This is a genomic window from Streptomyces mobaraensis (assembly GCF_020099395.1).
GTDB lineage: Bacteria > Actinomycetota > Actinomycetes > Streptomycetales > Streptomycetaceae > Streptomyces.
The window spans coordinates 7,290,507-7,312,591 of sequence record NZ_CP083590.1; the positions used below are offsets into that span (position 1 = coordinate 7,290,507).

Here is a 22,085-nt window from a genome sequence, read left to right on the forward strand (position 1 = left end):
TCCGGGGTGCCGCGCACGACGGACGTGCCTTCCGGGGCCGTCACAGTTCCCGCAGCGCGGGCAGCAGTTCGCCGGCCGACCACTTCAGGAAGGGCTCCTGGTGGCCGCCGCCGATCTGGACCAGCGCGATTTCCTCGAACCCCGCCTCGGCGTACGGCCGGACCGCCTCGACGAAGTCCTCCACCTTCGACCCGCAGGCGATGCTCTCCGCGATGTCGTCCTTGGTCACGAACTGGGTCGCGGCGGTGAACCCGCGGTCGTCCCGCAGCTCGGAGTTGACCTGCCAGCCGAGGCCGAACCAGCGGAACTGGTCGTGGGCCCGCTCGATCGCCGCGTCCCGGTCGGTGTCGTAGCAGACGGGCAGCTGCCCCACGCGCGGCTTCCCGGTGCCGCCGTGCCGGTCGAAGGCGTCCAGCAGCTCCTTCTTCGGCTCGGTGGCGATGACCAGGTCGGCCAGGTGCCCGGCCAGCCGGCACGAGCGCTCGCCGGACACCGCGATGCCGATCGGCGGGGCGGTCTCCGGCAGGTCCCAGAGTTTGGCGTGCTCGACGTCGTAGTGCGGGCCGTGGTGGGTCAGGGTGCGGCCCTCGAAGAGGGCCCGGATGATCCCGGTGGCCTCCTCCAGCATCTCCAGCCGGACGTCCGCCGACGGCCAGCCGCCGCCCACCACGTGTTCGTTGAGGTTCTCGCCCGACCCCAGCCCCAGCCGGAACCGGCCCTCGGACAGCAGCTGCACCGTCGCCGCCTGCTGGGCCACGACGACCGGGTGGTAGCGCGTCGTCGGACACGTCACGTACGTCATCAGCGGAATCCGCGAGGTCGCCTGCGCCGCGGCGCCCAGGACGGCCCAGGCGTTCGGGGCGTGGCCCTGGGAGGCGAGCCAGGGGAAGAAGTGGTCGGAGGTGACGGAGAAGTCGAAGCCCGCCTTCTCGGCGCCCACCACGTGCTCGACCAGCTCCCGTGGCCCGGCCTGCTCGGTCATCATTGTGTAGCCGATGTGCACCATGCACCCCCGAGTGCCCTGAGCGGCCCGGGGGAAACCCGGGGTGCCGGCCCCGATCCGTTCGGCCGTACGGGACGTGCGCGGGGTGGGACGGCGCGCGACACTCGGCGGTGAGGGGGGCGTCACGGTTCTGAAAGGAAGGCGCGCGATGAGCGCCAAGCACAAGGCCAAGGCCAAGGCCGAGCAGGTCAAGGGCCGGGTGAAGGAGGCCACCGGACGCGCGGCCGGCGACCGGCGGACGCAGGCCGAGGGCCGCACCGAGAGGGCCAAGGGAGACATTCGCGAGACGGCGGAGGACGTACGGCGCACCCTGAAGAAGTGATCAAGGGGCGGCGGCGGACCGCCGCCCGCCCCGCGGCGAGCATCGTCACCGAGGTCCCGGACGCCCGTCGTCCGGGACCTTCGCGCGCGGCGGGCCGGCCTGGAGCCGGGGCCGGTCGCCGGACGGGAGGCGGGGCCGATCGCCGGACTGAGCCGGGGCCGGTCAGGAACCGTCCGTCTCCCGCGCCACCCGGACCGTCCGCAGCTCGGGGTCGGCCGCGTCCGGCAGGTTCATCCCCGCCTCGATCCCGGTGCGCAGGTACTCCAGCACGGGCCCGGTGAGGCGTTCGCCGGGCAGGGCCGCGGGGATGCCCGGCGGATACGGGGTCAGCATCTCGGCGGCGATCCGCCCCTCGGCCCGGTCGTGGGGGACGTCCTCGACGGGCCCGAAGTAGGCGTCGCGGGGCGGCAGGACCTGTTCCATGCGCAGTTCGCGCGGCGACGGTACGGCGACGGCGGGCGCGGGACGCAGTCCGGACGCCCGCTCGGACAGGTCGCGCAGCGCGCCGAGCAGGGTCCGGACGGTTTCCTCGTCGTCGGCGTGGGTGAGCTGGGCGCTGATCCGCCGGTGGTCGACGAGGTGCAGGTCGATGCGGTGCTTGTCGCGGAGCCAGTCCGCCGCCCGGTAGCCGGTGGTGCCGAGCTCCGCCATGTCGATGATCACGGGCAGCGGGTCCAGGTCCGCCGCCAGTCCGGACCCGGTGAAGTCGGCCCGGTCGTTCACGTGCAGCCCGTCGATCCGCTCGATCCGCTTGCGCACCGACGCCGCCCGTTCCAGGGCGTGGTCGAGCAGTTCGCGGCCGTGCAGCATCATCTGCCGCCGCCAGCCGTCGATCCCGGCCAGGATCAGGACGGACGGGCTCGTGGTGCCCAGCAGGTCGGCGCGGGACTTCAGCGCCGCCGGGTCGATGAGGTCGCCCTGGAGGTGGAACACCGACCCCTGCTCCAGGCCGCTGCCCATCTTGTGGATGCTGGTCACGCACACGTCCGCGCCGGCGTCCATGGCCCACGCCGGCAGGTCGGGGTGGAACGGCAGGTGGGCGCCCCACGCCTCGTCCACGATGAGCGGGCGCCCGCGCCGGTGGCAGACCTCGGCGATGCCCTCCAGGTCCGCGCAGGACCCGTACGGGGTCGGGCTGGTGACCAGCGCGCCGCGCGCGTCCGGATGCGCCGCGAAGGCCCGTTCGAACGCGGCGGCGGACGGCGGATGGGCGAGGTACCGCTGCGCGTCCCACTGCGGTTCGACCCACACCGGGCGGATGCCGGCCAGGATCAGCCCGGCGACCACCGACTTGTGCGCGTCCCGGCCGACCAGCAGCTCCTCGTGCGGGCTGGCGACGGCCAGCATCGCCGCCTTGACCGACAGCGAGCTGCCGCAGGTGGTGAAGAACGTGTGCTCGGCGTGGACCGCCTCGGCCATCAGGGCTTCCGCCCGCTCCAGGACCCGCCCGCTGGTCCGCCGGTCGTCCAGGCCGCCGGTGGCCAGGACGTCCGCGCGGAACACGGCGTCGCCCAGCTCCCGGCGGGCGGCCGGATCGGCGCCCCTGGCCTGTTTGTGGCCGGGCGGGGTGAACGGCAGCCGGCCCGCCTCGTGATAGGCGGCGAGTGCTTCCAGGACAGGTGCCTGTGTGTGGTCCATCGGTTCCCTCCGGACGGCCGGTGACGTTCGCCAGGCGTGTGACCCGATGCCCGCGCGGGAAACCCGGCCCGGCCGGACGACCGGCCCGGCGCGGCCGCCGGGGTCACCCGGACGGAGGCGTCCAGTCGGCCACCAGTGCGAGCAGCCCGGGGAACCGGGCCTCCAGGTCCGCCACCCGCACCTGGCTGCGCCGCTCCAGCCCGTACTGGCGCTGCCGGGTCACACCGGCCTCGCGCAACGCCTTGAAGTGGTGGGTCAGCGAGGACTTGGGCCGGTCGAGGCCGAACCAGCCGCACGGGTGGTCGAACGCCTCGGACTCCAGCAGCAGTTTGCGGACGACGCGCAGCCGCAGCGGATCGCTCAGCGCGCCGAGGACGGTCTCCAGTCGCAGGTCCGCCACGTCGGGCTCGGGCAGCGGGGCCGGCGCGCCGGCCGGCTCCGGGGGGAGGGTGAAGACGCGGGTGGGGCGGGAGGTGGGCATCGGCTTCCTCGTTTCCACGGGCTCGAACGACCGGACGCTTGCTGTACGAGTTTGATCGTACTACGTGCTAAGTTCGAAATAACTCGTACAGCGGTGCCTCCGGGCGCCGCCGACGGCGCGCCGGCCTGCCCCGGCGCGCCCCGACCGCCGAAAAGGAGCTCCGGTGACGGACATCCGGCTCGCCCCCGTGGCCACACGACCCGCCCGCCAGACGGCCGCCACCCCGGGCACCGCCCCCGGCCGGTGGCTGTGGCTCGCCGCCTGGCCCGTGACGGCCGTGTTCGTTCTGTCCAACGCCGCCACGCCGCTCTACGCGCTGTGGCAGCGGGACATCGGCTTCTCCCGCGGCACCCTGACCCTCGTCTTCGCCTGCTACATCGCGGGCCTGATCGGCTCGCTCCTCGTCTCGGGCGTCCTCTCCGACCGGATCGGCCGGCGGCCCGTCCTCGTCCCGGCGGTGCTCCTCGCCCTCGTCGCCTGCGGGATCTTCGCCACCGCCTCCTCCGTCGCGGCCCTGATGGCCGCCCGGCTGCTCACCGGGATCGCCGTCGGCGCGGTCGTCTCCGCCGGCATGGCGGCCGTCTCCGACGTCGCCGGCCCCGCGCGCACACGGCAGGCGGCGCTGCTCGCCTCCACCGCCATGGTGCTCGGCGCGGGCCTCGGACCGCTGCTGGCCGGCGTCCTCTCCGAGACCCTCCCCGCCCCCATCGCCACCGTCTTCGGCGTCGAGGCCGTCCTCCTCGTCCTCGCCCTGGCCGTCGTCCTGCGGATGCCCCTCCCGCGCCCGGCCGCTGGCAGCGGCGGCTCCTGGATCCGGGTGCCGGGCGTGCCGCGCGGCCGGGGCGGCGACCTGCTGCGGGGCATCGCCGTCTTCGCCCCCGGCATCACCGCCACCTCGTTCGTCCTCTCCCTCGGCCCGTCCCTGCTCTCCGGCCTCCTCGGCACCACCAACCGGGTGGTCGCCGGCGCCATGGCCTTCGCGATGTTCCTCGCCGCCACCGGCGTCCAGTTCGCCGTCCGCCGGCTGCGCCCCGAAACCGTCCTGCTCGCCGGCGCCGTGAGCACCGTCCTCGCCATGGCGGCCCTCGTCGGCGCGGTGCGCCTCTCCTCGGCCGTCCTCCTGGCCGCCGCCGCGCTGCTCGCCGGCGCCGGCCAGGGCCTGGGGCAGCTCGGCGGGCTCTCCCTGCTCAACGCCGGCGTCCCGGCCCGGCGGCTCGCCGAGGCGAACGCCGCGATGAACGTGGGCGGTTACGTGCCGGCGGGCACCCTGCCGGTCGCCGCCGGCTTCCTCAGCGACGCGGTCGGGCTGCCGGCCGGGGCGACGGTCTTCGCGACGGTCCTCGCGGTGGCGGCCGCGGCCGGAGGACTGACCGTCCTGGCCCGCCGGGGCCGCGCCGCCGAGTCCGTCTGACGCCGCGGAAGGCCGGGCGGGCGCGGGGCCGGGAATGCTTCCCGGTCCCACGCGCTTGTTCCGAGGCGGTGGCGGGCGGGCGTGAACTCCCGTGCGCCACGGGTATGCCTGAGCCCGTACGGGCCGGAGGGCACGGACCGAGACGGAAGCACCGTAAGAACCGAGAGAACCGGAAGAACCGGAAGTACCGAGAGAAAGGCAGCGGACATGCCGCTGGAAGGCGAGTACGAACCGAGCCCCGAGCAGTGGGTCAGGGACCAGGTGGAGCTGTACGAGAGCTCCGGCGGGACCGAGGGGACGACGCTGCGCGACCTGCCCGTCGTCATCCTCACCACGCGCGGGGCGAAGAGCGGGAAGCTCCGCAAGACACCCGTGATGCGGGTCGAGCACGAGGGCCGGTACGCCGTCGTCGCCTCGCTGGGCGGCGCCCCCAAGCACCCGGTCTGGTACCACAACCTCAAGGCCGACCCCCGGGCGGAGCTCCAGGACGGCCCGCTGCGGCAGGACATGACGGCCCGTGAGGTCGACGGCGAGGAGAAGGCCCGCTGGTGGGAGCGCGCGGTGGCGGCGTACCCCGACTACGCGGACTACCAGAAGAAGACCGACCGGGAGATCCCGGTCTTCGTCCTGGAGCGGGCGCCCGAGGGGCACTGAGCGGGCGCGGGCGCGGGGTGTACGGCTCTGCGGCCGCGGCCGGCCTTGGCCTCCACGGCTCGCGTCCGCCGCGCGGCACACCGGCCACCGCGCCCGCCGGGCGCGGCCGACCCCAGCGCGCGCCCGGCCGTCCCTTCCCGGCCCGGGATTCCGGCTCTCAGCCGGTCAGTAGCCGGGACTCCAGCACCGCCCCCGGGCTGGTCTCCGTCAGGGCCTCGGCCAGGGCGTCCCCGGCCGTGGTGAGTTCCGCGTCGCTCATCGGCCCGAGCGCGTCGAGGACGAACAGGGCCCGGGTGGTGGTGCCGGTGAGCCGGGTGCGCGTGCACTGGCGCCAGTTCCAGCGTCGGCAGGTGACGCCCTCGTCGTCCCGCCAGACCACCTCGCCGGGCGGGCAGTGCTCGACGACGGGCTCCCCGCCCGCCGTGGTCTCGAACGGCTCGTCGCCGGTGGCCCGGACCAGCCGGGGCGCGCCGGCGTAGTGGTCGAGGTCCTCGCCGCCGAGCGGGAGGACGTGGGCGACGGAGACCGCGTTGTAGACGTCGGTGAGCCGGTCCACGCGCGGCAGGCCCGCCGGGACGCGGCGGAGCAGGGCCTCGGCGCTCGGCCTGATCCGCTGCGGCTTGGCGCCGAACGCGCGGAACGCCTCGCGCCAGGCGGCCAGGTGCGGGTGCTCCTCGGGCGGGGCGGTCCCGAAGCGGCGGCGGGCGGTCTCCTCGGCCGCCGCCAGCAGCCGCTCGCTCCTGGCGTCACTCGGCCCGGGCCGGAGGCCCTCGGCGGCGACGAGGAGGGCCCGGTAGTCGGGCCGCAGCGCGTGCACCGCCCGGTCGACGGCGGCGGTCTCGAGCAGGCTCTTGAGGTCGGCGGCGGACATGCGTCTCCTTGAGTTCACTGGAATGCACTCAAGAGTGCCATACGATGCACCGCAAGGGAATCGGTCTCCTCCCGGCGCGGCACGGATGGCTCCGCCGCCGGTCCCTCCTACGTCCTATGCGGGGCGGTCGAGGCAGTCGTAGTTGCGCTGCGCGGCGATCCTGCCGTCGCGGAACTCCAGGAACACGGCGAGGCGTGCCCGCAGCTCGTGCCCGGCGGGCAGCGGGCCCAGCGGTACGGCGAGCGTGCCGCGCCAGCGGACTTCCAGGGCGACCGTGCCACCGGACGCGACCGCCTCGACGACGTCGAACGCCTGATCGCTCAGCACCGCGCGGCCCCGCTCCGCCGCCTCCAGGATCCCGAGCAGGTCGCGGACAGCGCCGTCGGGGGCCAGGGTGTTGGGGAACTCGTGCTGGACGACGTCCGGGTGGAAGAAGAGCGCCAGTTCCTCGGCGGTGGCCCGGCGGCCCACCGCCGCGTGGTAGCGGACGGCGGTCTCGACGTCGGGGTGGCGCGGGGTGGCCGTCATGGCCGTCAGGGTAGGACCGCGGCCGTGGGCGCGGAAGGCCGCCCGCAGGGGGGCCGGGACCGGCGGTGTCAGGTGAGGCCGAAGACGTCGACGGCGTCGCCGAGCGGCCGGTAGCGCTCGGGGGCCGTGGTGAAGACCGTCCACCCGGAGGGCACCGCGACGGCGGCCGTGTGCGCGAGGGCGATGTCGTCGAGCGCGTACCGCCGCATCATCGTCCCGGCGGCCTCGACGGCCGTCAGGTCCAGCGGCCGGATGAGCACCGAGGGGCCGCAGCGGGCCAGCAGCAGTTCCAGCGCCGTCCGGGCGCGGCCGGGCTTCTCGCGCTCGGCGAGGACGAGCTCCGTCTGCGGCACGTTGACCGAGACGGCGTGCCAGCTCCACCGGTCGGTGAGGACCTCGTGCTCGATCCTGCGGTCGGTGGCCAGGTCGGAGAGGAAACCGGCGTCGAGGACGACGCCCGTCACCGCGTCGGCCGTCACGCGGCGCTGCTCCGGCGGGTGGCGATGTACTGGTCGAGGGGCAGCCGGGTGCGGCGGCCGGTCGCGTCGTCCGCCCACTGTCGGGCCAGGGCGATGTACTCCTCGTCCAGGCCGAAGTCCTGCCGCAGCCGCTCCTCGGTCTCGCGGTGCCGGCGGTCGCGGTCGATCTGGCCGGCCAGCGTTCTCGTCACGAAGGCGGACACGGACTCGATGACGTTCGCGTCCTTCATACCGCGCAACTGCTCGGCCAGCTCGCGGGGGACCGTGATGCTGATCCGCTCGAAGTCGGGGGTCTGCTCGTCGCCCATGGTCGAATACTACGGGAGCCGCCCCCGGGCGCACCGCCCGTCGGGCGACGCGGCGGCGCGCGCCGGGGTCCGGGCCCCAGTCCGCACAACGCGCGCCGTGCGCGCGGGGGTTGACGCTCCGCGTCGCGCGCGCCGGTGGGGGCGGTCGGGCGGTCACGGGGACGCGGGGGCGTCGCCGCCGGCCGTGCCCTCGTCCTCGCCTCCGTCCTCGTCCTCGACGAGGGTCGCGCCCGACACCAGCGCGCGGGCCGCGTCGGCGAAGTACCGCTCGTCGGCGTGGGGAGCGAGGCCCAGGACGACGCCCTGGCTGAGGCCTATGAACAGGCCGCGGAGCGCGGTGGTCAGCCGACGGGCCTGACGCGGCGTCACGACGCTCCCGCGGTGCGGCCGCCCGGTGAACACCGCGACCAGCCGGCCCTCCTGCTCCCGGACCGTCGCGGCGAACCGGGCGCCCAGCTCGGGGTCGTGCACGGCCATGTCCAGCAGGGTGATCTGCAGCGCCATGGCCGCCCGCGCGTCGGGGGCGTCGCAGCCGCGCCGGTAGTACCGGGCGAAGGCGTCGACCGCTTCCAGCAGGTCCGCGCCGTCGGGGACCGCGCGTGCGATCTCCTCGTAGTGGGGCTCCAGGCGCTCGGTGAGCATGGCGGTCATCAGGCCGCTCTTGCTGCCGAACAGCGAGTACACCGCGCCGGTGGTCAGGCCGGCCCGCTCGGCGATCTCGTCGAGCCGGGCGCGGTACCCGTCCCGGGAGACGGCCTCGAACGTGGCGTCCAGCAGGGCGCGGCGGTTGTGTTCCTTGGCCTCGGCTCTCGTCTTCCTCATAACTTCATTATCCTCATAATCAGATTATGGAAAACTGACGTGGGACGGGCAAGGCGACGAGAGGAGCGCTCATGGCGCGGAGTGAGACCCGGATGTGGGCAGGGGTCGTCGGTGACGGTGTGTTCAAGGTGGTGCTCGGCGCCGCCTTCGTCGTCGGTGCCTCATGGCTCGACGGCCCCCTCGGCACGCCGTCCTGGCTGCCGGTCGCCTCCGGCGTCGTGCTGCTGGCCGGCGGGGGCGCCGAGCTGGCGTACGTACGCCGCCGTCCGCTGCCCGGCTACCTGCGGCTGATGATCGCCTACGACGGCGGCTGGGCACTGGCGACGCTCGCCGCCCTGCTGGTGGCCTGGCGGGGCGGCACCGCCGGGGGCGAGATATGGCTCGGCTACCAGGCGGCGGCACCACTCGTGTTCGCGGCGCTGCTGGCGTGCGCCGCCCCCATGCGGCCGATCGTGTCCTGACGGCCCCTGCCCGGCGCCGCCGGGCGCGGGCGGGGGAGCCCGTCTAGGGTCGGAACCGTGCGACACCGGACAGGACGGGACGGAGGCGGATCACCCGGGTGTTCCCGGCTGAACCGCCCGGGCGGCGGTCCCCGATGACCACCCACCACCGGGAGGAACGGCTGGGCGGCACCACGGCGCTCGCCTCCCGCCGCGTGGCCTGGATCCGGCTCGCCATGACCGTCCCCCTGTTCATGGCGGGCCGCCGGCCGCCCGACGTCTCGTACCGGCACTGGTTCGACGGTCTGCTCGTCGCCTACCTGCTCTGGGCCGTCGGACGGATGCTGTGGATCCGGCGCCGCCCGGTGGCCGACGTGCGCGGCGCCGCCGGCGCCCTCGTCGTGGACCTCGCGTTGATCACGGCCCTCGCCGCGGTCTCCGGCGGCCCCGACTCCCCGGTCCGCTACGCCTACTTCCTCTGGTCCACCGCCACCGTCCTGTGGCAGATGCCGAAGGTCACGGCCGTCTTCGGCGCCGTCTGCGTGGTCTGCTACGCCGCGATGTCCCTGCCGCACGCCCTGACGCACCCGGCGGCGGACTCCTGGGACATCGTCGTCGACGAGGCGTACCTGCTGTGGACGGTCGGCGCCTCGGTGCTCATCGCCGTCCTGCTGGCCCGGCGCAGCCGGCGGGTGGCCGAACTCCTCGACACGCGCGAGCTGCTGCTCGACGACGCGCTCGCCGCCGAGACCCGCGAACGGTCCCGGGTCGCCGACGCCCTGCACGACGGCGCGGTGCAGACGCTGCTCGCCGCCCTCCACGACCTGGAGGAGGCCGAGGGAGCCGTCACCGACCCCGCGGCCCGCGCCGCCCTCGACCGGGCCCAGGGCGAAGTGCGGCGCACCGTCCGCGAGATGCGGGAGATCATCTTCAACCTCCATCCGCAGATCCTCGCCGCCGCCGGGCTGGGCGCCGCGCTGGAGGCCGCGGGGGAGCGGTTCGCACGGCGCGGCGGCTTCCGCATCCACTACGACGTACGGCTGCCCGGCCGCGTCGGCCACGAGGCCCTGCTCTACTCCACCGCCCGGGAACTCCTCCGCAACATCGTCAAGCACGCGCGGGCCGACGACGTGTGGCTGACCCTGTCCACCGAGGGCGACGAGACCGTGCTGACCGTCCGCGACAACGGCGTCGGCTTCGACCCGGGCATCGTCCAGGACCGGCTGCGCGCCGGGCACATCGGCCTGGCCAGCCACTACGTACGGGTCGAGAGCGCGGGCGGGCGGTTCACGGCGGACAGTGCGCCCGGCGCCGGCACGACGATCGAGGTCCGGCTGCCCACGGCGGCGCCCGGGCCCCCGCCGCCCGCCGTCCCGGCCACAGCTCCATGACCGGACGGCGCACCGGTGCGTCCCGCCTCCTCTGGTCCGGGGTTCTGCGGTCCGGTCTCCTCCGGCCCGGTCTTCTTCGGCCCGGTCTTCTTCGGCCCGAGGGCCGGCCGCGCTACGCGGACGGTGCCACCGCCGGGGTCGCGCTCGCCGTACCGTTCACCGTCGGCGCCGCGACCGGCCACCCCGGCGCAGGCGCGGCCGTCGTCCAGGCGTGGACCGCCTCGCCGACTTCCTCCGGACCGGCCCTGCGTTAGCCGCTACCGGTGATTCCCATTCCGCTGTTCCCACGAGCCCCCGAACCCTGAGCTCCCTAACCCCTGAGCTCCCTAACCCTTGGGCTCCCCAACCCCTGAGCTCCCTGAGCCCCGCCCCGCCGCCGGAACCCGCAGCGCCGCTGCCGCCCGTACGAGCGCCGCGTTCCCGGTGGCCGGAGAGCCGTCCGGGAGGTGGAGGACGTCCTCCAGTCCGACGCGGGCCGACAGGCCCCGGCGCAGGGCCAGCCGGAGGACGGGCCAGGCGCCGCCGTCCTGGCCGTGGAGGAGCACGGGGGCGGGGAGGTTGGTGCCGAGTTCGTCCAGCAGGGCACCGGCCGTCGCCTCGGCGGCGTCCGGGCCGGTGTCCATGACCTCGGCCAGGATGCGCAGCGCCGCGCCCGCGAAGGGGGAGGTGCGGAAGCGGGTCACCGCGTCCGTGCCGGAGAACAGGCCCGCCTCGACGGCGACGCCGCGCTCGGTCAGGGCGGCGGCGACCAGATCGGCGCCGTCTTCGTGCCAGTTGACGGACGCGTGGTCCGGCAGGATGGTCCACGAGCGCACCAGTTCGGCGCGTATCCGCGGGTCGGGCACCGCCCACGCGCCGGTGGTGACCCCGATCGGGACCCCCGGCACCGCGGCCCGTACCCGCGACACGGTGTCCGCGACGGCCGCGGGGTCGAGGGTGTCGGCGCCTGTGGCGTCCTTCGGATGTACATGGAGATCCACCGCCCCGGCGGCGACCGCTTCCCGCGCCGCCTCCGCCAGTTCGGCGGGGGTGACGGGCAGACCCGGGTGCTCCCGCCGGGCGCGGGGACCGTTGAGACACGCTTGCAGGATCATGACGACAGCATGGCAGCAGGGTCTGACAACGGCCGTCTTGTTGTAGGGATCCCACAGGGCTGGCTCGTCCGCCCTGACTCTTGCCGCACCGGTGCCCGGGCCCGTCCGTCGGTGAGGATGAGCGGGTGGCCGATCTCCTGAACCCGGCGGACCCCGCCTTCGCGCGCGACCCCTATCCGTACTACGCCCGGCTGCGCGCCCGCGGCCCCGCGGCGCGCGTGGAACTCGCCAACGGCACGCACGCCTGGCTGGTCACCGGCTACCGGGAGGCCCGGGCCGTCCTGGCCGACCCCCGCTTCTCCAACGTGCCCCCGAAGGCCGCCGGCCGTCCCCGGCCCGACTCGCCCGCGCGCCGCGCCCAGGCATGTCTCGCCCGGCACATGCTCAACTCCGACGCCCCCGACCACACCAGGCTCCGCAGACTGACCACCGCCGCTTTCACCCCGCGCCGCGTCGACGCCCTCCGGCCGCGCATCGCACGGCTGGCCACCGGGCTGGCCGGGGACCTCGCGGCCCGGCTGGAGCGGGACGGCACCGCGGACCTCGTCGACGCGTTCGCCTTCCCGCTGCCCGTCCTCGTCATCGGCGAGGTGCTCGGCGTCCCCGAGGCCGACCGCGCCGACCTGCGCACATGGACGTACCGCGTCGGATCGCCCGCCGACGCGCTCGCCCCCGGCGCGGTGGACGACGCCTGGACCGCCCTCCACGCGTACTTCACCGCACTCATCGCCGACAAGCGGCGCACACCCGGCGACGACCTCTTCAGCTCCCTGGTGCACGACGCCCGGGAGGGTGGTCTGGCGGACCGCGAACTCCTCGCCATGGCCTTCCTGTTGCTGTTCGCGGGTTACGAGACGACCATGAACCTCCTCGCCTCCGCCACCCTGCTGCTGCTCACCCATCCCGACGAGCTCGCGGCCGCCCGGCGGGACACCGCCGGGCGGTACTGGGACGCCGTGACCGAGGAGGTCCTGCGGCACGCCAGCCCGCTGGAGGGGACCACCTGGCGGCGGACGACCGAAGAGGTGGACCTCGGCGGAGGGGCGGTCATACCCGCCGGAGCCTCCGTCCTCGTCGTCCTCGCCGCCGCCGGCCGCGACCCCGCCCGCTTCCCCGAGCCGGACGCCTTCCGTCCGAGCCGGTATCTGCCCGGCCCCGAACGGGCCGGCGCCCACGCCGCGTTCGGCCACGGCCCGCACTTCTGCCTCGGCGCCCGGCTGGCGCGGCTGGAGGCGACGGTCGCCCTGCCACTGCTCTTCGAGGCGCTGCCGGGGCTGCGGCTCGCCGCCGACCCGGCGCTTCTGCCCTACCGGCCGGGACTGTTGGTGCGGGGGCCGCGGGAGCTGCCCGTGTCCCGGTGATGGCTCACTGGGCGGCGCGGTCATAACTCGCGGGCGCGCCCTGGCCCTTACCTCTGATCACCTCCCCGTCCCCTCCCCGGCGGCGAACCGGTCGAGCGCCGCCCGGGCCTCGGACCGGAAGGTCTCGCTGCCCAGGTGGCCCGCGTCCGGGACGACGACCAGCCGGGCGTCCGGCCACGCCCTGGCCAGTTCCCAGGCGGTGCCCAACGGCCCGGCGACGTCGAACCGGCCGTGCAGCAGTACCCCCGGGATCCCCGCCAGCCGGCCCGCGTCCCGCAGCAGGGCGCCCTCCTCCAGCCAGGCGCCGTGCGCGAAGTAATGGGCGGCGATCCGGACGAAGCCGCGGCGGGCCCTCGACGGCCGGCCGGTGTAGGGCGCGGGGGCGGCGCCGGATTCGGCGTCGGGTTCAGCGTTGGGTTCAGCCTTGGGTTCGGTGTCGGGTTCGGTGTCGGGTTCCGCGGAGACGACCGCGTCCTCCCAGGCACACCAGTCGCGTACGGCCCGCTCGCGCACGGCCGGGTCCGGATGCTCCATCAGGCGGGCGTACGCGGCGACCAGGTCCCCGTCGCGGTCCGCCGCCGGGACGCCGTCCCGGAAGCGCTCCCACTGCTCGGGGAAGAAGCGGGCGGCGCCCCGGTACAGCCAGTCGATCTCCGAACGGCGGGTGGTGGTGACCCCGGTGATCACGATCTCCGCGACCCGCTCCGGGTGCCGCTCGGCGTAGGCCAGGATGAGCGTGGATCCCCAGGAGCCGCCGAACAGCGTCCACCGGTCGATGCCGAGGTGCTCGCGCAGCCGTTCCATGTCGGTGACCAGGTGGTGGGTGGTGTTGTGCCGCATGTCGGTCGACGGATCGGCGGCGTGCGGTGTGCTGCGGCCGCAGCCGCGCTGGTCGAACAGGACGACGCGGTAGCGGTCCGGGTCGAAGAACCGGCGGGCCTCCGGCGAGCAGCCGGACCCCGGCCCGCCGTGCACGACGAGCGCCGGCTTCCCGTCCGGCCTGCCGGACACCTCCCAGTGGACGAGGTTGCCGTCCCCGACGTCGAGCATCCCCTCGTCGTACGGTTCGATCGGCGGGTAGAGGGCGTCGGTTGCCATGTCGGGACCCCTTGGTGGTGTGGCGCGGCGTGCCTTCACGCTAGCCGGACGGGCGGCGGGCCGTTGACCTTGCCCCTGGGGGAAGCCGCAGCATCGGCGGTGCGGTGCGATGCCGGGCGACGGGCCCGGCGCGAGGAAGGACGAAGGGCCGGTCATGGGACTGCTGACCATCGGGGCGTTCGCCAGGGCGTCCCGGCTCTCGCCGAAGGCGCTCCGCCTGTACGACGACCTCGGCCTGCTGCCCCCGGCCCGCGTCGACCCGGCCACCGGCTACCGCTTCTACGCACCCGGGCAGCTCGAACGGGCCCGGCTCGTGGCGTGGCTGCGGCGCGTCGGCATGCCGCTGGCCCGGATCCGCCGGGTGTGCGAACTCCACGACACGGCGCCGCCCGCGGCGGCCGAGGAGGTCCGCGCCTTCTGGTCCGAGTCCGAGACGGCGTTCGCCGCCCGGCGCGAACTCGCCGCCTTCCTCGTCGACCACCTCTCGTGGAAGGACCACCTTGTGATGACGACGCCCGACAGCACGCCCCCGCGCATCCGCTGCGCGGCCCTCTCCGACACCGGATCCGTCCGGACACGCAACCAGGACACCGCCTACGCCGGCCCCCGCCTCCTCGCCGTCGCGGACGGGTACGGCGAGCACGGCGAACGGGCGGGCGCCGCGGCGGTCGAGGCGCTGAAGGGGTTCGAGGACCCGGGCGTCGGTGACCTGCTCAACGCCCTTCAGGAGGCGGTCGAGCGGGCGGACCGGGCGGTGCGCGACGTCGCGGCGCCGGACGGTACGACGGGGGACAGCGCGACGGCGGACGGCGCGACGGCCGACGCCTCCGCCGCTTCCGGCACCACCCTGACGGCGCTGCTCCTGACCGGCTCCCGCATGGCCCTCGTCCACATCGGTGATTCCCGCGCCTATCTGCTGCGCGGTGGTGAGTTCTTCCAGATCACCCACGACCACACGCTCGTCCGCGCGATGGTCGAACAGGGAGCCCTCACCCCCGAGGAGGCCGCCTCCCATCCGCAACGGGCGCTGCTGCTCCGGGCGCTGGGCGCGGGGGAACGGGCCGTCGCCGACGTCCGTTTGCGCGAAGTGCGGACGGGTGACCGGTACCTGCTGTGCTCCGACGGCCTCTCGGCGGTCGTCCCGGACGCGGCGGTACGACGCGTGGCGTCCGCCGGCGGGGATCCGGAAGGGACCGTTCGCGAACTGGTCGCCCTGGCGCACGCGTCGGGTGCTCCGGACAACGTGAGCTGCGTGGTCGCGGACGTCCACGAGGCATGCTGACCGGGCCGCGGCGGGGTGGTGCGGCGACGTGCCGCCACACCGCCGCCGAACCACCCCTGAACAGGCACAACCTCCCCTCCCGAGCGGCACTCCGCACCGCGTAGGGTGGCGGAATGACGACCCATCCCTTCGATGCCGCCGTGACCGCCCTGAGCCGGAACGCCTGGCTGCCCACGAGTGAAGAGGTGGCCCTGGGCAAGGACTTCTTCCACCGTCGCGAAGGGCTCCAGCGGCGCCTGCTGCCCGGCATGCCCGCCTGCCCCGACCCGCAGGGCTGGGTGACCGAGCACGTGCTGTGGCTGGAGGACGTCGTCGGCATCGCCGACACCCTCCTCGCGGCCTGGCGAGGCTACCTCCCGGACAGCCACATGATCGCCCTCCTGGAGGCTTACGCCCACCAGGCCCGACCGGCTGTTCCGTACGCTGCCGACCTGCTTCGCGCATGGGAAGCCGAGGCTTTCGAGTCCTGCTCGGTGGAGGAGGCCGGGTGGTGGGAGGAGTGGCACATCCCGGAGACGGAGCGGCAGGCGCTCGACGCGCTGAATCACCGGCTGATTCCGATTGGCGCGATGCTGGTCACGGCGGTGGAGCGGGGGGCTGCGGCGGTGTGACGTGGGGCTTTTGAGTCTTATGTCGCGATCTGCGGAAGTGGGTAAAAACGGGGGTGGGTCCGGGTAGAGTCCCAGGTCGAGGCCTGTGGTCCCCGCGCGTGCGGGGGTGGTCCCACCACCGCTTTCTGGAAGGCCACCGCCGAGCGGTGGTCCCCGCGCGTGCGGGGGTGGTCCCCGGTCCAGAGTCCGTGGCAGGGGCCGCCAGTCGTGGTCCCCGCGCGTGCGGGGGTGGTCCCCATGGCCAGCAGGCAAGGCAGCAGGCGCATCGGTGGTCCCCGCGCGTGCGGGGGTGGTCCCCTCCGGTGACCGGCGAGCGGCTGGGTCCGCTGGTGGTCCCCGCGCGTGCGGGGGTGGTCCCCACACGAGCGTGGCCGTCGAGCTGGAGCGGCTGTGGTCCCCGCGCACGCGGGGCTTACCCCCTACTCCCCCTCTACCTCTCAACCCCCGCCCCCACCAACCGATACCCCCTCTTAGTAACCGTCCCCACCACACCCCCATAAGCCCCCAACGCCCCCCGCAGTCGCCCCACCGTCGCCTCCAGCGCCCGCAGCGCGTGCTGCTGTTGCTCGGGCTCCCGCCCGAGCACACCGCCCCCCGCCACCGGCCACAGCCGTCGCACCAGTTCCGCGCGGCTGAGGACGGTGCCCGGGCGTTCGGCCAGAGCGGCGAGCAGGGCCGCAGGCAGGGGCGGGAGGCGGAGGAGGGTGTCGCCGGTCAGGACGGCGGTGCCCTGGATGGTCAGGGGCCCCGCCGGGGTGGTGAGTTCGCGGCGGTGGCGGCGGGGGAGTTCGTCGGTGAGGAGGCGGACGAGGGAGCCGAGGCGGCCGCGGTCGGGCCAGGCGCAGGGGACTCCGGCCGCCACAAGAGGGCGGGCACACAGGGGGCCTATGCAGGCGGCCACCACGTCCTGGCGGAGGGCGGCCAGGACGTCGTCCCGTCCCGGGCCCGCCGCGGTCAGGAACGCCTCGATCGCCGGTGCGCTCGTGAACGGCAGCGCGTGGATCTCCCGGCGTACCGTCCGGACGGCGAGTCGGCGTACGGCGTCGGGGTCCTCGGGCGGGCCCCAGCGGTAGACGGGGAGTGCGGTGACGTGGGCGCCCCGGGCGCGGAGCGCGTCGGTGAAGCCGGCGATCGGGGCGCCGTGTTCCTGAACGACGACGTGCCGTCCGTGCAGGTCGCGGGCGAGGAGCCAGGCGAGGACCGCGTCCATGGTCTCGGACTCCGGTGCGTAGTCCTCGCGCAGTCCGCAGGCGCGCAGCGCCCCCGTCGTCTTCGAGCCGCGGCTGAGGACGGCGGCCTCCCGGCAGGCCGTGAGCAGGGAATCGGCGAGGCCCCAGCCCTCGGCGGCGCTCATCCAGCCGCGCCAGCCGACGCCCGTGGTGGCCACCACGTAGTCGACCGGGCGGGCGAGGCACGCCTCGGTGGCGGTGCGGAGCAGCGCGTCGTCGGCGAGCGGCACCATGCGCAGGGCGGGGGCGACGCTCACCGAGGCGCCGCGGCGGAGCAGGAGGGCGGCGAGTTCGTCGCGGCGCCGGTCCGCGGTGACCCCCACCGTGAGGCCCGTCAGCGGCCCGATCGGCTCACCGGGCGCTCCCGGCACGGCTGTTCCCATGGGCCGAGAGTCGCCGACGGGGATTAAGCCGTCATTTCGCCGTAGTGACGGGGGCGTAAGGACGGTGCATGCTTTCGTACAAGAACGTGTCGGCGAACGCACATCGGGTAACGCCCGAGGTGTGTGCTCCGTGAGCGCGCGGCAACACGGATGTTTCACCGTGGTAACGAGGGCGGATGACGCTTACCGGCATGACCTCAGCAGCACAGCCGGCCGACACCCACTGCCCGTACTGCTCCCTGCAGTGCGGCATGCGGCTGCGCCGTATCGTTTCCCCGGAGTCTGGCGGTACGGGACCGGGCGGCGGTGCCGCCGTCGTGGTGGAGGAGCGGCCGGACTTCCCGGTCAACCGCGGAGCGCTGTGCGGCAAGGGCCGTTCGGCCGCGGCCGTGCTCGCGCCCGGGGTCCGGCTGACCGCGCCGCTGGTCCGCGACCGCCGCACCGGCCGGCTGCGGGAGGCCGGCTGGGACGAGGCGCTGGACCGGGCCGCCGAGGGGCTGGCGGACGCCGCCGCGCGGTACGGCCGCGACGCGGCGGGCGTGTTCGGCGGCGGGGGTCTCACCAATGAGAAGGCGTACCTGCTGGGCAAGTTCGCCCGGGTCGTGCTGCGCACGGCCAACATCGACTACAACGGCCGGTTCTGCATGTCGTCCGCCGCGGCGGCCCAGCGGGCGGCGTTCGGCCTCGACCGGGGGCTGCCGTTCCCGCTCGCGGACATCGCCCGCACCGGCTGCCTGATCCTGGTCGGCGGCAACCCCGCCGACACCATGCCGCCCGCCATGCGCTACTTCCGGGCCCAACAGGCGGCCGGCGGCAAGCTGGTGGTCGTCGATCCGCGCCGCACCCGGACCGCCGAGACCGCCGACCTGCACCTGCGCCCGGCCCCGGGCACAGACCTCGCCCTCGCCCTCGGCCTGCTGCACCTCGTCGTCGCGGGCGGGCGGGTGGACGAGGCGTTCGTCGCCGCCCGGACCACCGGCTGGGAGCAGGCCCGCGCCGCCGCCATGGCGCACTGGCCGGAACGGGTCGAACGCATCACCGGCGTCCCGGTGGCCGCGATGCGCCGGGCCGTGGAGCTGTTCTGCGACGCGCCCACCGGCATGGTCCTCACCGCGCGCGGCGGCGAGCAGCACAGCAAGGGCGTGGACACCGTCGGCGCGTGGATCAACCTGTGCCTGGCGACGGGCCGGGCCGGCCGCCCGCACAGCGGCTACGGCTGCCTGACCGGGCAGGGCAACGGCCAGGGCGGACGCGAACACGGCCAGAAAGCCGACCAGTTGCCCGGCTACCGGTCGATCACCGACCCGGCCGCCCGCGCACACGTCGCCGCCGTGTGGGACGTCGACCCCGACACCCTCCCGGGCCCCGGCCGCTCCGCGTACGAACTCCTCGACACGCTCGGCACCGACGGCGGCGTACGCGCCCTGCTGCTCATGGGGTCCAACCCGGTCGTCTCCGCCCCGCACGCCTCGCATGTCACCGAGCGGCTGCGCGCTCTCGACTGCCTCGTCGTCTGCGACGTCGTCCGGTCCGAGACCGCCGAACTCGCCGACGTCGTCCTGCCGACCGCCCAATGGGCCGAGGAGACCGGCACCATGACCAACCTGGAAGGCCGGGTCATCCTCCGCAGCCCGGCCCTCGCCCCGCCCCCCGGCGTCCGGACCGACCTCGACGTGCTGCACGGGCTCGCCGAACGCCTCGGCGTCGAGAAGGGGTTCCCCACGGAGGCCGAGGAGGCCTTCGAGGAACTGCGGGAGGCGTCCGCCGGCGGCCAGGCCGACTACTCCGGCATCGACTACGCCCGGATCCGGGCCGAGGACGGCGTCTTCTGGCCCTGCCCGCGCACCGGCGCCGGACGGCCCCACCACCCCGGGACCCCGCGGCTGTTCCTCGACCGCTTCGCCACCCCGGACGGCCGCGCCCGCTTCGCCGACGTCTCCCACCGGCCGGCGGCCGAGGAACCGGACGCGGACTACCCGCTGCGTCTGACGACCGGGCGCGTCCTCGCCCACTACCAGAGCGGCGCCCAGACGCGCCGCACCCCGGAGCTCGACCGGGCGGCGCCGGGCCCTTTCGTCGAGGTCCACCCCCGGCTGGCGGCCCGGCTGGGCGTCGCCGACGGCGCCCCGCTGACCGTCACCAGCCGGCGCGGGAGCGTCACCGCCCCCGCCGTCGTCACCGACCGGATCCGGCCCGACACCGTCTTCATGCCCTTCCACTGGCCCGGCCCCGGCCGCGCCAACACCCTCACCAACCCCGCCCTCGATCCCGTCTCCCGCATGCCGGAGTTCAAGGTGTGCGCGGTGCGGGTGGAGGCGGCGGAGCGGGGGGTGACGGAGTGGGAGGCGACGGAGTGGGAGGGGGCGTGGTGAGCGGGGGCGTGGCGGGGGCGCGAACGCCGCAGGGCGGGGCCGCCGGAGTTTGCCTGGCGTCCGCCGAGGGGCGGGGGTCGATCGTACGGTCCGCGGGCGCGGGCGGCATTCCGTCGGTGTTGGCGTCGGCGTCGCCGGATGCGCGGACCAGGACGTCATCCGTGAGGCGGTCGTCGGTGGACGGGGCATCGGCCGGCGGCGCGGCGGCGCCACGGTCGACGGGGACGTCCGATCGAAGGCCGGGCTTCCTGCGTGTTGTCGAGGAGGGTGCTGGGCTGGCGGGTGGGTGCCGTGTGTGTGCTGGTATTCCGTCCGGTCGGGGGCCGGGTCTCCTGCGTGTTGCCGAGGAGGGCTCTGGACCGGCGGGCGGGTGCGGCGTGTGTGCCGGTACTCCGTCCGGGCGGGGGTCGGGTCCCCTGCGCGCTGTCGAGGAGGGCCCTGGACCGGCGGGTGGGCGCCGTGTGTGTGCTGGTATTCCGTCCGGTCGGGGGCTGGGCCCCCTGCGCGTTGCCGAGGACGGCCCCGGATCATCGGACGGACACCGGGCGTGCGCCGGCGCCCCGCCCGTCCCGGCATCCGCCGCGCGGCAGTCGCCGCGCGCCCGCGCCCCCCACCACGTCGCCGTCGTCGGGGCGGGGATGGCCGCCGCCCGGTTCGCGCGGCAGCTGCTCGCGCTCGCGCCGGACGGGAGCGCGCGGGTGACGCTCTACGGTGCCGAGCCGTACGCGCCCTACAACCGCACCCTCCTCACCGGCCTGCTGAGCGGCCGATACCCGTCCGGCGCCGTCGCCCTGCCCACCGGCGGGGCGGCCGTCCGCACCGGCACCGAGGTCGTCGCGATCGACCCGGGAGCGCGGACGCTGCGCACGGCCGGCGGGGAGACCGCCGGGTACGACACCCTCGTCCTGGCCACCGGCGCCGCACCCGTCCTGCCGGACCTGCCCGGGCTGCGCACCGCCGCCGGGGCCCTCAGGGACGGGGTCCACGCGTTGCGCACGCTCGGCGACCGCGCCAGGATCGCGGCGGGCGTCCGGAACGGCGGGACGGCCGTCGTGGTCGGCGGGGGAGTCCTCGGCGTCGGCGCGGCGCAGGCGCTCGCGGGATCGGGGGTCCCGGTCCATCTGGTCCACGACCGCGCTCATGTGATGGACCGTCACCTCGACGCGGGCGCCGCCGCCGTCGTGCGCCGTACCCTCGCTTCGCTCGGCGTCCGGGTGCACCACGAGCCGGGCGCCGCCACGGCGCTCGGCGACGACGGCCGGATCGCCGGGCTGCGGTTGTCGGACGGGACGCGGCTCGACGCCCGCACCGTCGTCCTGGCCTGCGGCGTCCGTCCCCGCACCGAACTCGCGCGGGCCGCCGGCCTCGCCGTGGCCACCGGCGTCGTCGTGGACGACAGCCTCGCCACGTCCGCGCCGCACGTGTACGCGATCGGCGACTGCGCCGAGCAGCGGAACGTCGTGCACGGCCGGGCGGAGGCCGCCTGGGAACAGGCCGACGCCCTGGCCGCCGCCCGCGCGGCGGAGCTTTCCGGAGCCCCGGCCGGCACGCGTCGTCCCGCCTCTCCCGTCCGCTTCCTGCGGCTCGGCGGGGGCCCGGTGGAGGTGGCCGCGTTCGGCGACTCGACGGCCTCGGGCGACGACACCGAGGTCGTCACCCTGGCCGACGCGACGCGCGGCACCTACCGGAAGCTGGTGCTGCGCGGGGGCGTGCCCGTCGGCGCGATCCTCGTCGGCGACCTGACGACCGTGGGCGACGTGGGGGACGCCGTGGCACGCGGCGAGCCCGTGGCGGGGTACGCGCTGGACCTGCTCGTGGGGGAGGGCTGCCCATGAGGCCGCGCCACGACGGCCGGTACGACGGCCGCCACGACGGCCGGGCGGCTCCCCGGCGTCGTCCGCCACCGCGCGGACCGGACCGCACGTTCCCCGCCACACCGGCCGGACATCCGTCCTTCCATCCGTCCATTCCGCCGATGGCGCCGGGGGCGCGGAGCCGGCGAGGACACCCGGGGGCCTTGTGGGGCACGAACCCGCCGCGCGTCGCCGCCGTACCAGTCGCGTCGTCCTCCCCGCCGAAGGCGCCGAAGTTCCGTGTCCGTCAAGGACATCGAGGCCGCCGGGGACACCGTCGGGCGCGGGCTCGCCGGACGCCGTGCCGAACCGACCGGACCGTTCCCCTCCCCGCCGAAGATGCCGGATTCCGTAGCCGTCAAGGGTGACGAGGGCGCCGCGCGACGCCCTCGTACCAGCCGAACCGCCCTCCCGGCGATGGCGCCGAGGCTCGACGGCCCAGCCAGGCCGCCGC

General features: G+C 75.2%; 21 protein-coding genes. 10 read left to right on the forward strand and 11 right to left on the reverse strand.

The genetic code is table 11. From position 1 onward, the window contains the following. Positions 1-40: 40 nt before the first annotated feature. Positions 41-1,006, reverse strand: a complete 966-nt coding sequence (locus K7I03_RS32075) for an LLM class F420-dependent oxidoreductase (RefSeq protein WP_185945446.1) — start codon at positions 1,004-1,006, stop codon at positions 41-43. A 145-nt stretch (positions 1,007-1,151) separates the two neighbouring features. Between K7I03_RS32075 and K7I03_RS32080 the strand changes: the two genes are divergently transcribed. Beyond that, positions 1,152-1,325, forward strand: a complete 174-nt coding sequence (locus tag K7I03_RS32080) for a CsbD family protein (protein WP_185945445.1) — start codon at positions 1,152-1,154, stop codon at positions 1,323-1,325. 162 nt (positions 1,326-1,487) lie between these two features. On the opposite strand, the gene K7I03_RS32085 is transcribed toward K7I03_RS32080, so the two are convergent. Together K7I03_RS32085 and K7I03_RS32090 are read right to left on the reverse strand one after the other, a co-directional pair. Then, complete coding sequence (locus tag K7I03_RS32085; protein ID WP_185945444.1) at positions 1,488-2,963, reverse strand: aminotransferase class I/II-fold pyridoxal phosphate-dependent enzyme; 1,476 nt, start codon at positions 2,961-2,963, stop codon at positions 1,488-1,490. Between the two features lie 103 nt (positions 2,964-3,066). After that, entirely contained in the window at positions 3,067-3,444 is a 378-nt protein-coding gene (locus K7I03_RS32090) for an ArsR/SmtB family transcription factor (protein WP_185945443.1), read from the reverse strand. Positions 3,445-3,607: 163 nt separating this feature from the next. Here K7I03_RS32090 and K7I03_RS32095 point away from each other — a divergent pair, with 163 nt between their 5' ends. Both K7I03_RS32095 and K7I03_RS32100 read left to right on the forward strand, forming a co-directional pair. Next, positions 3,608-4,855, forward strand: a complete 1,248-nt coding sequence (locus K7I03_RS32095) for an MFS transporter (protein ID WP_398858359.1) — start codon at positions 3,608-3,610, stop codon at positions 4,853-4,855. A gap of 207 nt (positions 4,856-5,062) precedes the next feature. Further along, complete coding sequence (locus tag K7I03_RS32100; protein WP_185945442.1) at positions 5,063-5,509, forward strand: nitroreductase family deazaflavin-dependent oxidoreductase; 447 nt, start codon at positions 5,063-5,065, stop codon at positions 5,507-5,509. A gap of 157 nt (positions 5,510-5,666) precedes the next feature. Here the strand turns inward: K7I03_RS32100 and K7I03_RS32105 are convergent, their stop codons facing one another. The 5 genes from K7I03_RS32105 to K7I03_RS32125 form a co-directional block, all read right to left on the reverse strand. Beyond that, positions 5,667-6,380, reverse strand: coding sequence for a B3/B4 domain-containing protein (locus K7I03_RS32105; protein WP_185945441.1), 714 nt, complete (start codon positions 6,378-6,380; stop codon positions 5,667-5,669). Between the two features lie 114 nt (positions 6,381-6,494). Further along, complete coding sequence (locus K7I03_RS32110; protein WP_185945440.1) at positions 6,495-6,908, reverse strand: nuclear transport factor 2 family protein; 414 nt, start codon at positions 6,906-6,908, stop codon at positions 6,495-6,497. Positions 6,909-6,976: 68 nt separating this feature from the next. Further along, the gene (locus K7I03_RS32115) at positions 6,977-7,387 is read right to left on the reverse strand and encodes a PIN domain-containing protein (RefSeq protein WP_185945439.1); all 411 of its coding nucleotides are present in this window, start codon (positions 7,385-7,387) and stop codon (positions 6,977-6,979) included. Continuing rightward, complete coding sequence (locus tag K7I03_RS32120) at positions 7,384-7,695, reverse strand: hypothetical protein (RefSeq protein ID WP_185945438.1); 312 nt, start codon at positions 7,693-7,695, stop codon at positions 7,384-7,386. Before K7I03_RS32120 ends, K7I03_RS32115 begins: the two co-directional genes overlap by 4 nt. Positions 7,696-7,848: 153 nt before the next feature. Then, complete coding sequence (locus K7I03_RS32125; protein ID WP_185945437.1) at positions 7,849-8,517, reverse strand: TetR/AcrR family transcriptional regulator; 669 nt, start codon at positions 8,515-8,517, stop codon at positions 7,849-7,851. 71 nt (positions 8,518-8,588) lie between these two features. Between K7I03_RS32125 and K7I03_RS32130 the strand changes: the two genes are divergently transcribed. Both K7I03_RS32130 and K7I03_RS32135 read left to right on the forward strand, forming a co-directional pair. Then, positions 8,589-8,978 carry a hypothetical protein gene (locus K7I03_RS32130; protein WP_224347323.1) on the forward strand — a complete coding sequence of 130 codons (390 nt, stop codon included), beginning with the start codon at positions 8,589-8,591 and terminating at the stop codon, positions 8,976-8,978. Positions 8,979-9,112: 134 nt separating this feature from the next. Further along, positions 9,113-10,348 carry a sensor histidine kinase gene (locus K7I03_RS32135; RefSeq protein WP_185945436.1) on the forward strand — a complete coding sequence of 412 codons (1,236 nt, stop codon included), beginning with the start codon at positions 9,113-9,115 and terminating at the stop codon, positions 10,346-10,348. Between the two features lie 326 nt (positions 10,349-10,674). Here the strand turns inward: K7I03_RS32135 and K7I03_RS32140 are convergent, their stop codons facing one another. After that, positions 10,675-11,442, reverse strand: a complete 768-nt coding sequence (locus K7I03_RS32140) for a 3-keto-5-aminohexanoate cleavage protein (protein WP_185945435.1) — start codon at positions 11,440-11,442, stop codon at positions 10,675-10,677. Between the two features lie 125 nt (positions 11,443-11,567). Here K7I03_RS32140 and K7I03_RS32145 point away from each other — a divergent pair, with 125 nt between their 5' ends. Beyond that, a complete protein-coding gene (locus K7I03_RS32145) occupies positions 11,568-12,803 on the forward strand; it encodes a cytochrome P450 family protein (protein WP_185945434.1) in 1,236 nt (411 codons plus the stop codon). A gap of 57 nt (positions 12,804-12,860) precedes the next feature. On the opposite strand, the gene K7I03_RS32150 is transcribed toward K7I03_RS32145, so the two are convergent. Beyond that, on the reverse strand, positions 12,861-13,901 hold the full coding sequence (locus K7I03_RS32150; protein ID WP_185945433.1) for an alpha/beta fold hydrolase: 1,041 nt from the start codon (positions 13,899-13,901) through the stop codon (positions 12,861-12,863). A gap of 154 nt (positions 13,902-14,055) precedes the next feature. Between K7I03_RS32150 and K7I03_RS32155 the strand changes: the two genes are divergently transcribed. Beyond that, entirely contained in the window at positions 14,056-15,183 is a 1,128-nt protein-coding gene (locus tag K7I03_RS32155) for a MerR family transcriptional regulator (RefSeq protein ID WP_185945432.1), read from the forward strand. 113 nt (positions 15,184-15,296) lie between these two features. Further along, positions 15,297-15,794 carry a hypothetical protein gene (locus tag K7I03_RS32160; protein WP_185945431.1) on the forward strand — a complete coding sequence of 166 codons (498 nt, stop codon included), beginning with the start codon at positions 15,297-15,299 and terminating at the stop codon, positions 15,792-15,794. A 430-nt stretch (positions 15,795-16,224) separates the two neighbouring features. Here K7I03_RS32160 and K7I03_RS32165 read toward each other — a convergent pair whose 3' ends face one another. Beyond that, positions 16,225-17,406: a uroporphyrinogen-III synthase gene (locus K7I03_RS32165; RefSeq protein WP_185945430.1), complete on the reverse strand. Its 1,182-nt coding sequence runs from the start codon at positions 17,404-17,406 to the stop codon at positions 16,225-16,227. A gap of 191 nt (positions 17,407-17,597) precedes the next feature. Here K7I03_RS32165 and K7I03_RS32170 point away from each other — a divergent pair, with 191 nt between their 5' ends. Together K7I03_RS32170 and K7I03_RS32175 are read left to right on the forward strand one after the other, a co-directional pair. After that, positions 17,598-19,778 (forward strand): molybdopterin oxidoreductase family protein, encoded by a 2,181-nt coding sequence (locus K7I03_RS32170; RefSeq protein ID WP_185945429.1) that lies wholly within the window; start codon positions 17,598-17,600, stop codon positions 19,776-19,778. A 500-nt stretch (positions 19,779-20,278) separates the two neighbouring features. After that, complete coding sequence (locus K7I03_RS32175) at positions 20,279-21,613, forward strand: NAD(P)/FAD-dependent oxidoreductase (protein WP_449657239.1); 1,335 nt, start codon at positions 20,279-20,281, stop codon at positions 21,611-21,613. Positions 21,614-22,085 lie beyond the last annotated feature (472 nt).

Excerpts from the sequence above, each read along its gene's own strand:
- K7I03_RS32120 (WP_185945438.1), bottom strand. The coding sequence starts at position 7,695 with ATGGGCGACGAGCAGACCCCCGACTTCGAGCGGATCAGCATCACGGTC.
- K7I03_RS32100 (WP_185945442.1), top strand. The coding sequence starts at position 5,063 with ATGCCGCTGGAAGGCGAGTACGAACCGAGCCCCGAGCAGTGGGTCAGG.
- K7I03_RS32170 (WP_185945429.1), top strand. The coding sequence starts at position 17,598 with ATGACCTCAGCAGCACAGCCGGCCGACACCCACTGCCCGTACTGCTCC.
- K7I03_RS32090 (WP_185945443.1), bottom strand. The coding sequence starts at position 3,444 with ATGCCCACCTCCCGCCCCACCCGCGTCTTCACCCTCCCCCCGGAGCCG.
- K7I03_RS32125 (WP_185945437.1), bottom strand. The coding sequence starts at position 8,517 with ATGAGGAAGACGAGAGCCGAGGCCAAGGAACACAACCGCCGCGCCCTG.
- K7I03_RS32130 (WP_224347323.1), top strand. The coding sequence starts at position 8,589 with ATGGCGCGGAGTGAGACCCGGATGTGGGCAGGGGTCGTCGGTGACGGT.
- K7I03_RS32150 (WP_185945433.1), bottom strand. The coding sequence starts at position 13,901 with ATGGCAACCGACGCCCTCTACCCGCCGATCGAACCGTACGACGAGGGG.
- K7I03_RS32080 (WP_185945445.1), top strand. The coding sequence starts at position 1,152 with ATGAGCGCCAAGCACAAGGCCAAGGCCAAGGCCGAGCAGGTCAAGGGC.
- K7I03_RS32075 (WP_185945446.1), bottom strand. The coding sequence starts at position 1,006 with ATGGTGCACATCGGCTACACAATGATGACCGAGCAGGCCGGGCCACGG.
- K7I03_RS32140 (WP_185945435.1), bottom strand. The coding sequence starts at position 11,442 with ATGATCCTGCAAGCGTGTCTCAACGGTCCCCGCGCCCGGCGGGAGCAC.
- K7I03_RS32085 (WP_185945444.1), bottom strand. The coding sequence starts at position 2,963 with ATGGACCACACACAGGCACCTGTCCTGGAAGCACTCGCCGCCTATCAC.
- K7I03_RS32155 (WP_185945432.1), top strand. The coding sequence starts at position 14,056 with ATGGGACTGCTGACCATCGGGGCGTTCGCCAGGGCGTCCCGGCTCTCG.
- K7I03_RS32160 (WP_185945431.1), top strand. The coding sequence starts at position 15,297 with ATGACGACCCATCCCTTCGATGCCGCCGTGACCGCCCTGAGCCGGAAC.
- K7I03_RS32110 (WP_185945440.1), bottom strand. The coding sequence starts at position 6,908 with ATGACGGCCACCCCGCGCCACCCCGACGTCGAGACCGCCGTCCGCTAC.
- K7I03_RS32135 (WP_185945436.1), top strand. The coding sequence starts at position 9,113 with ATGACCACCCACCACCGGGAGGAACGGCTGGGCGGCACCACGGCGCTC.
- K7I03_RS32105 (WP_185945441.1), bottom strand. The coding sequence starts at position 6,380 with ATGTCCGCCGCCGACCTCAAGAGCCTGCTCGAGACCGCCGCCGTCGAC.
- K7I03_RS32165 (WP_185945430.1), bottom strand. The coding sequence starts at position 17,406 with ATGGGAACAGCCGTGCCGGGAGCGCCCGGTGAGCCGATCGGGCCGCTG.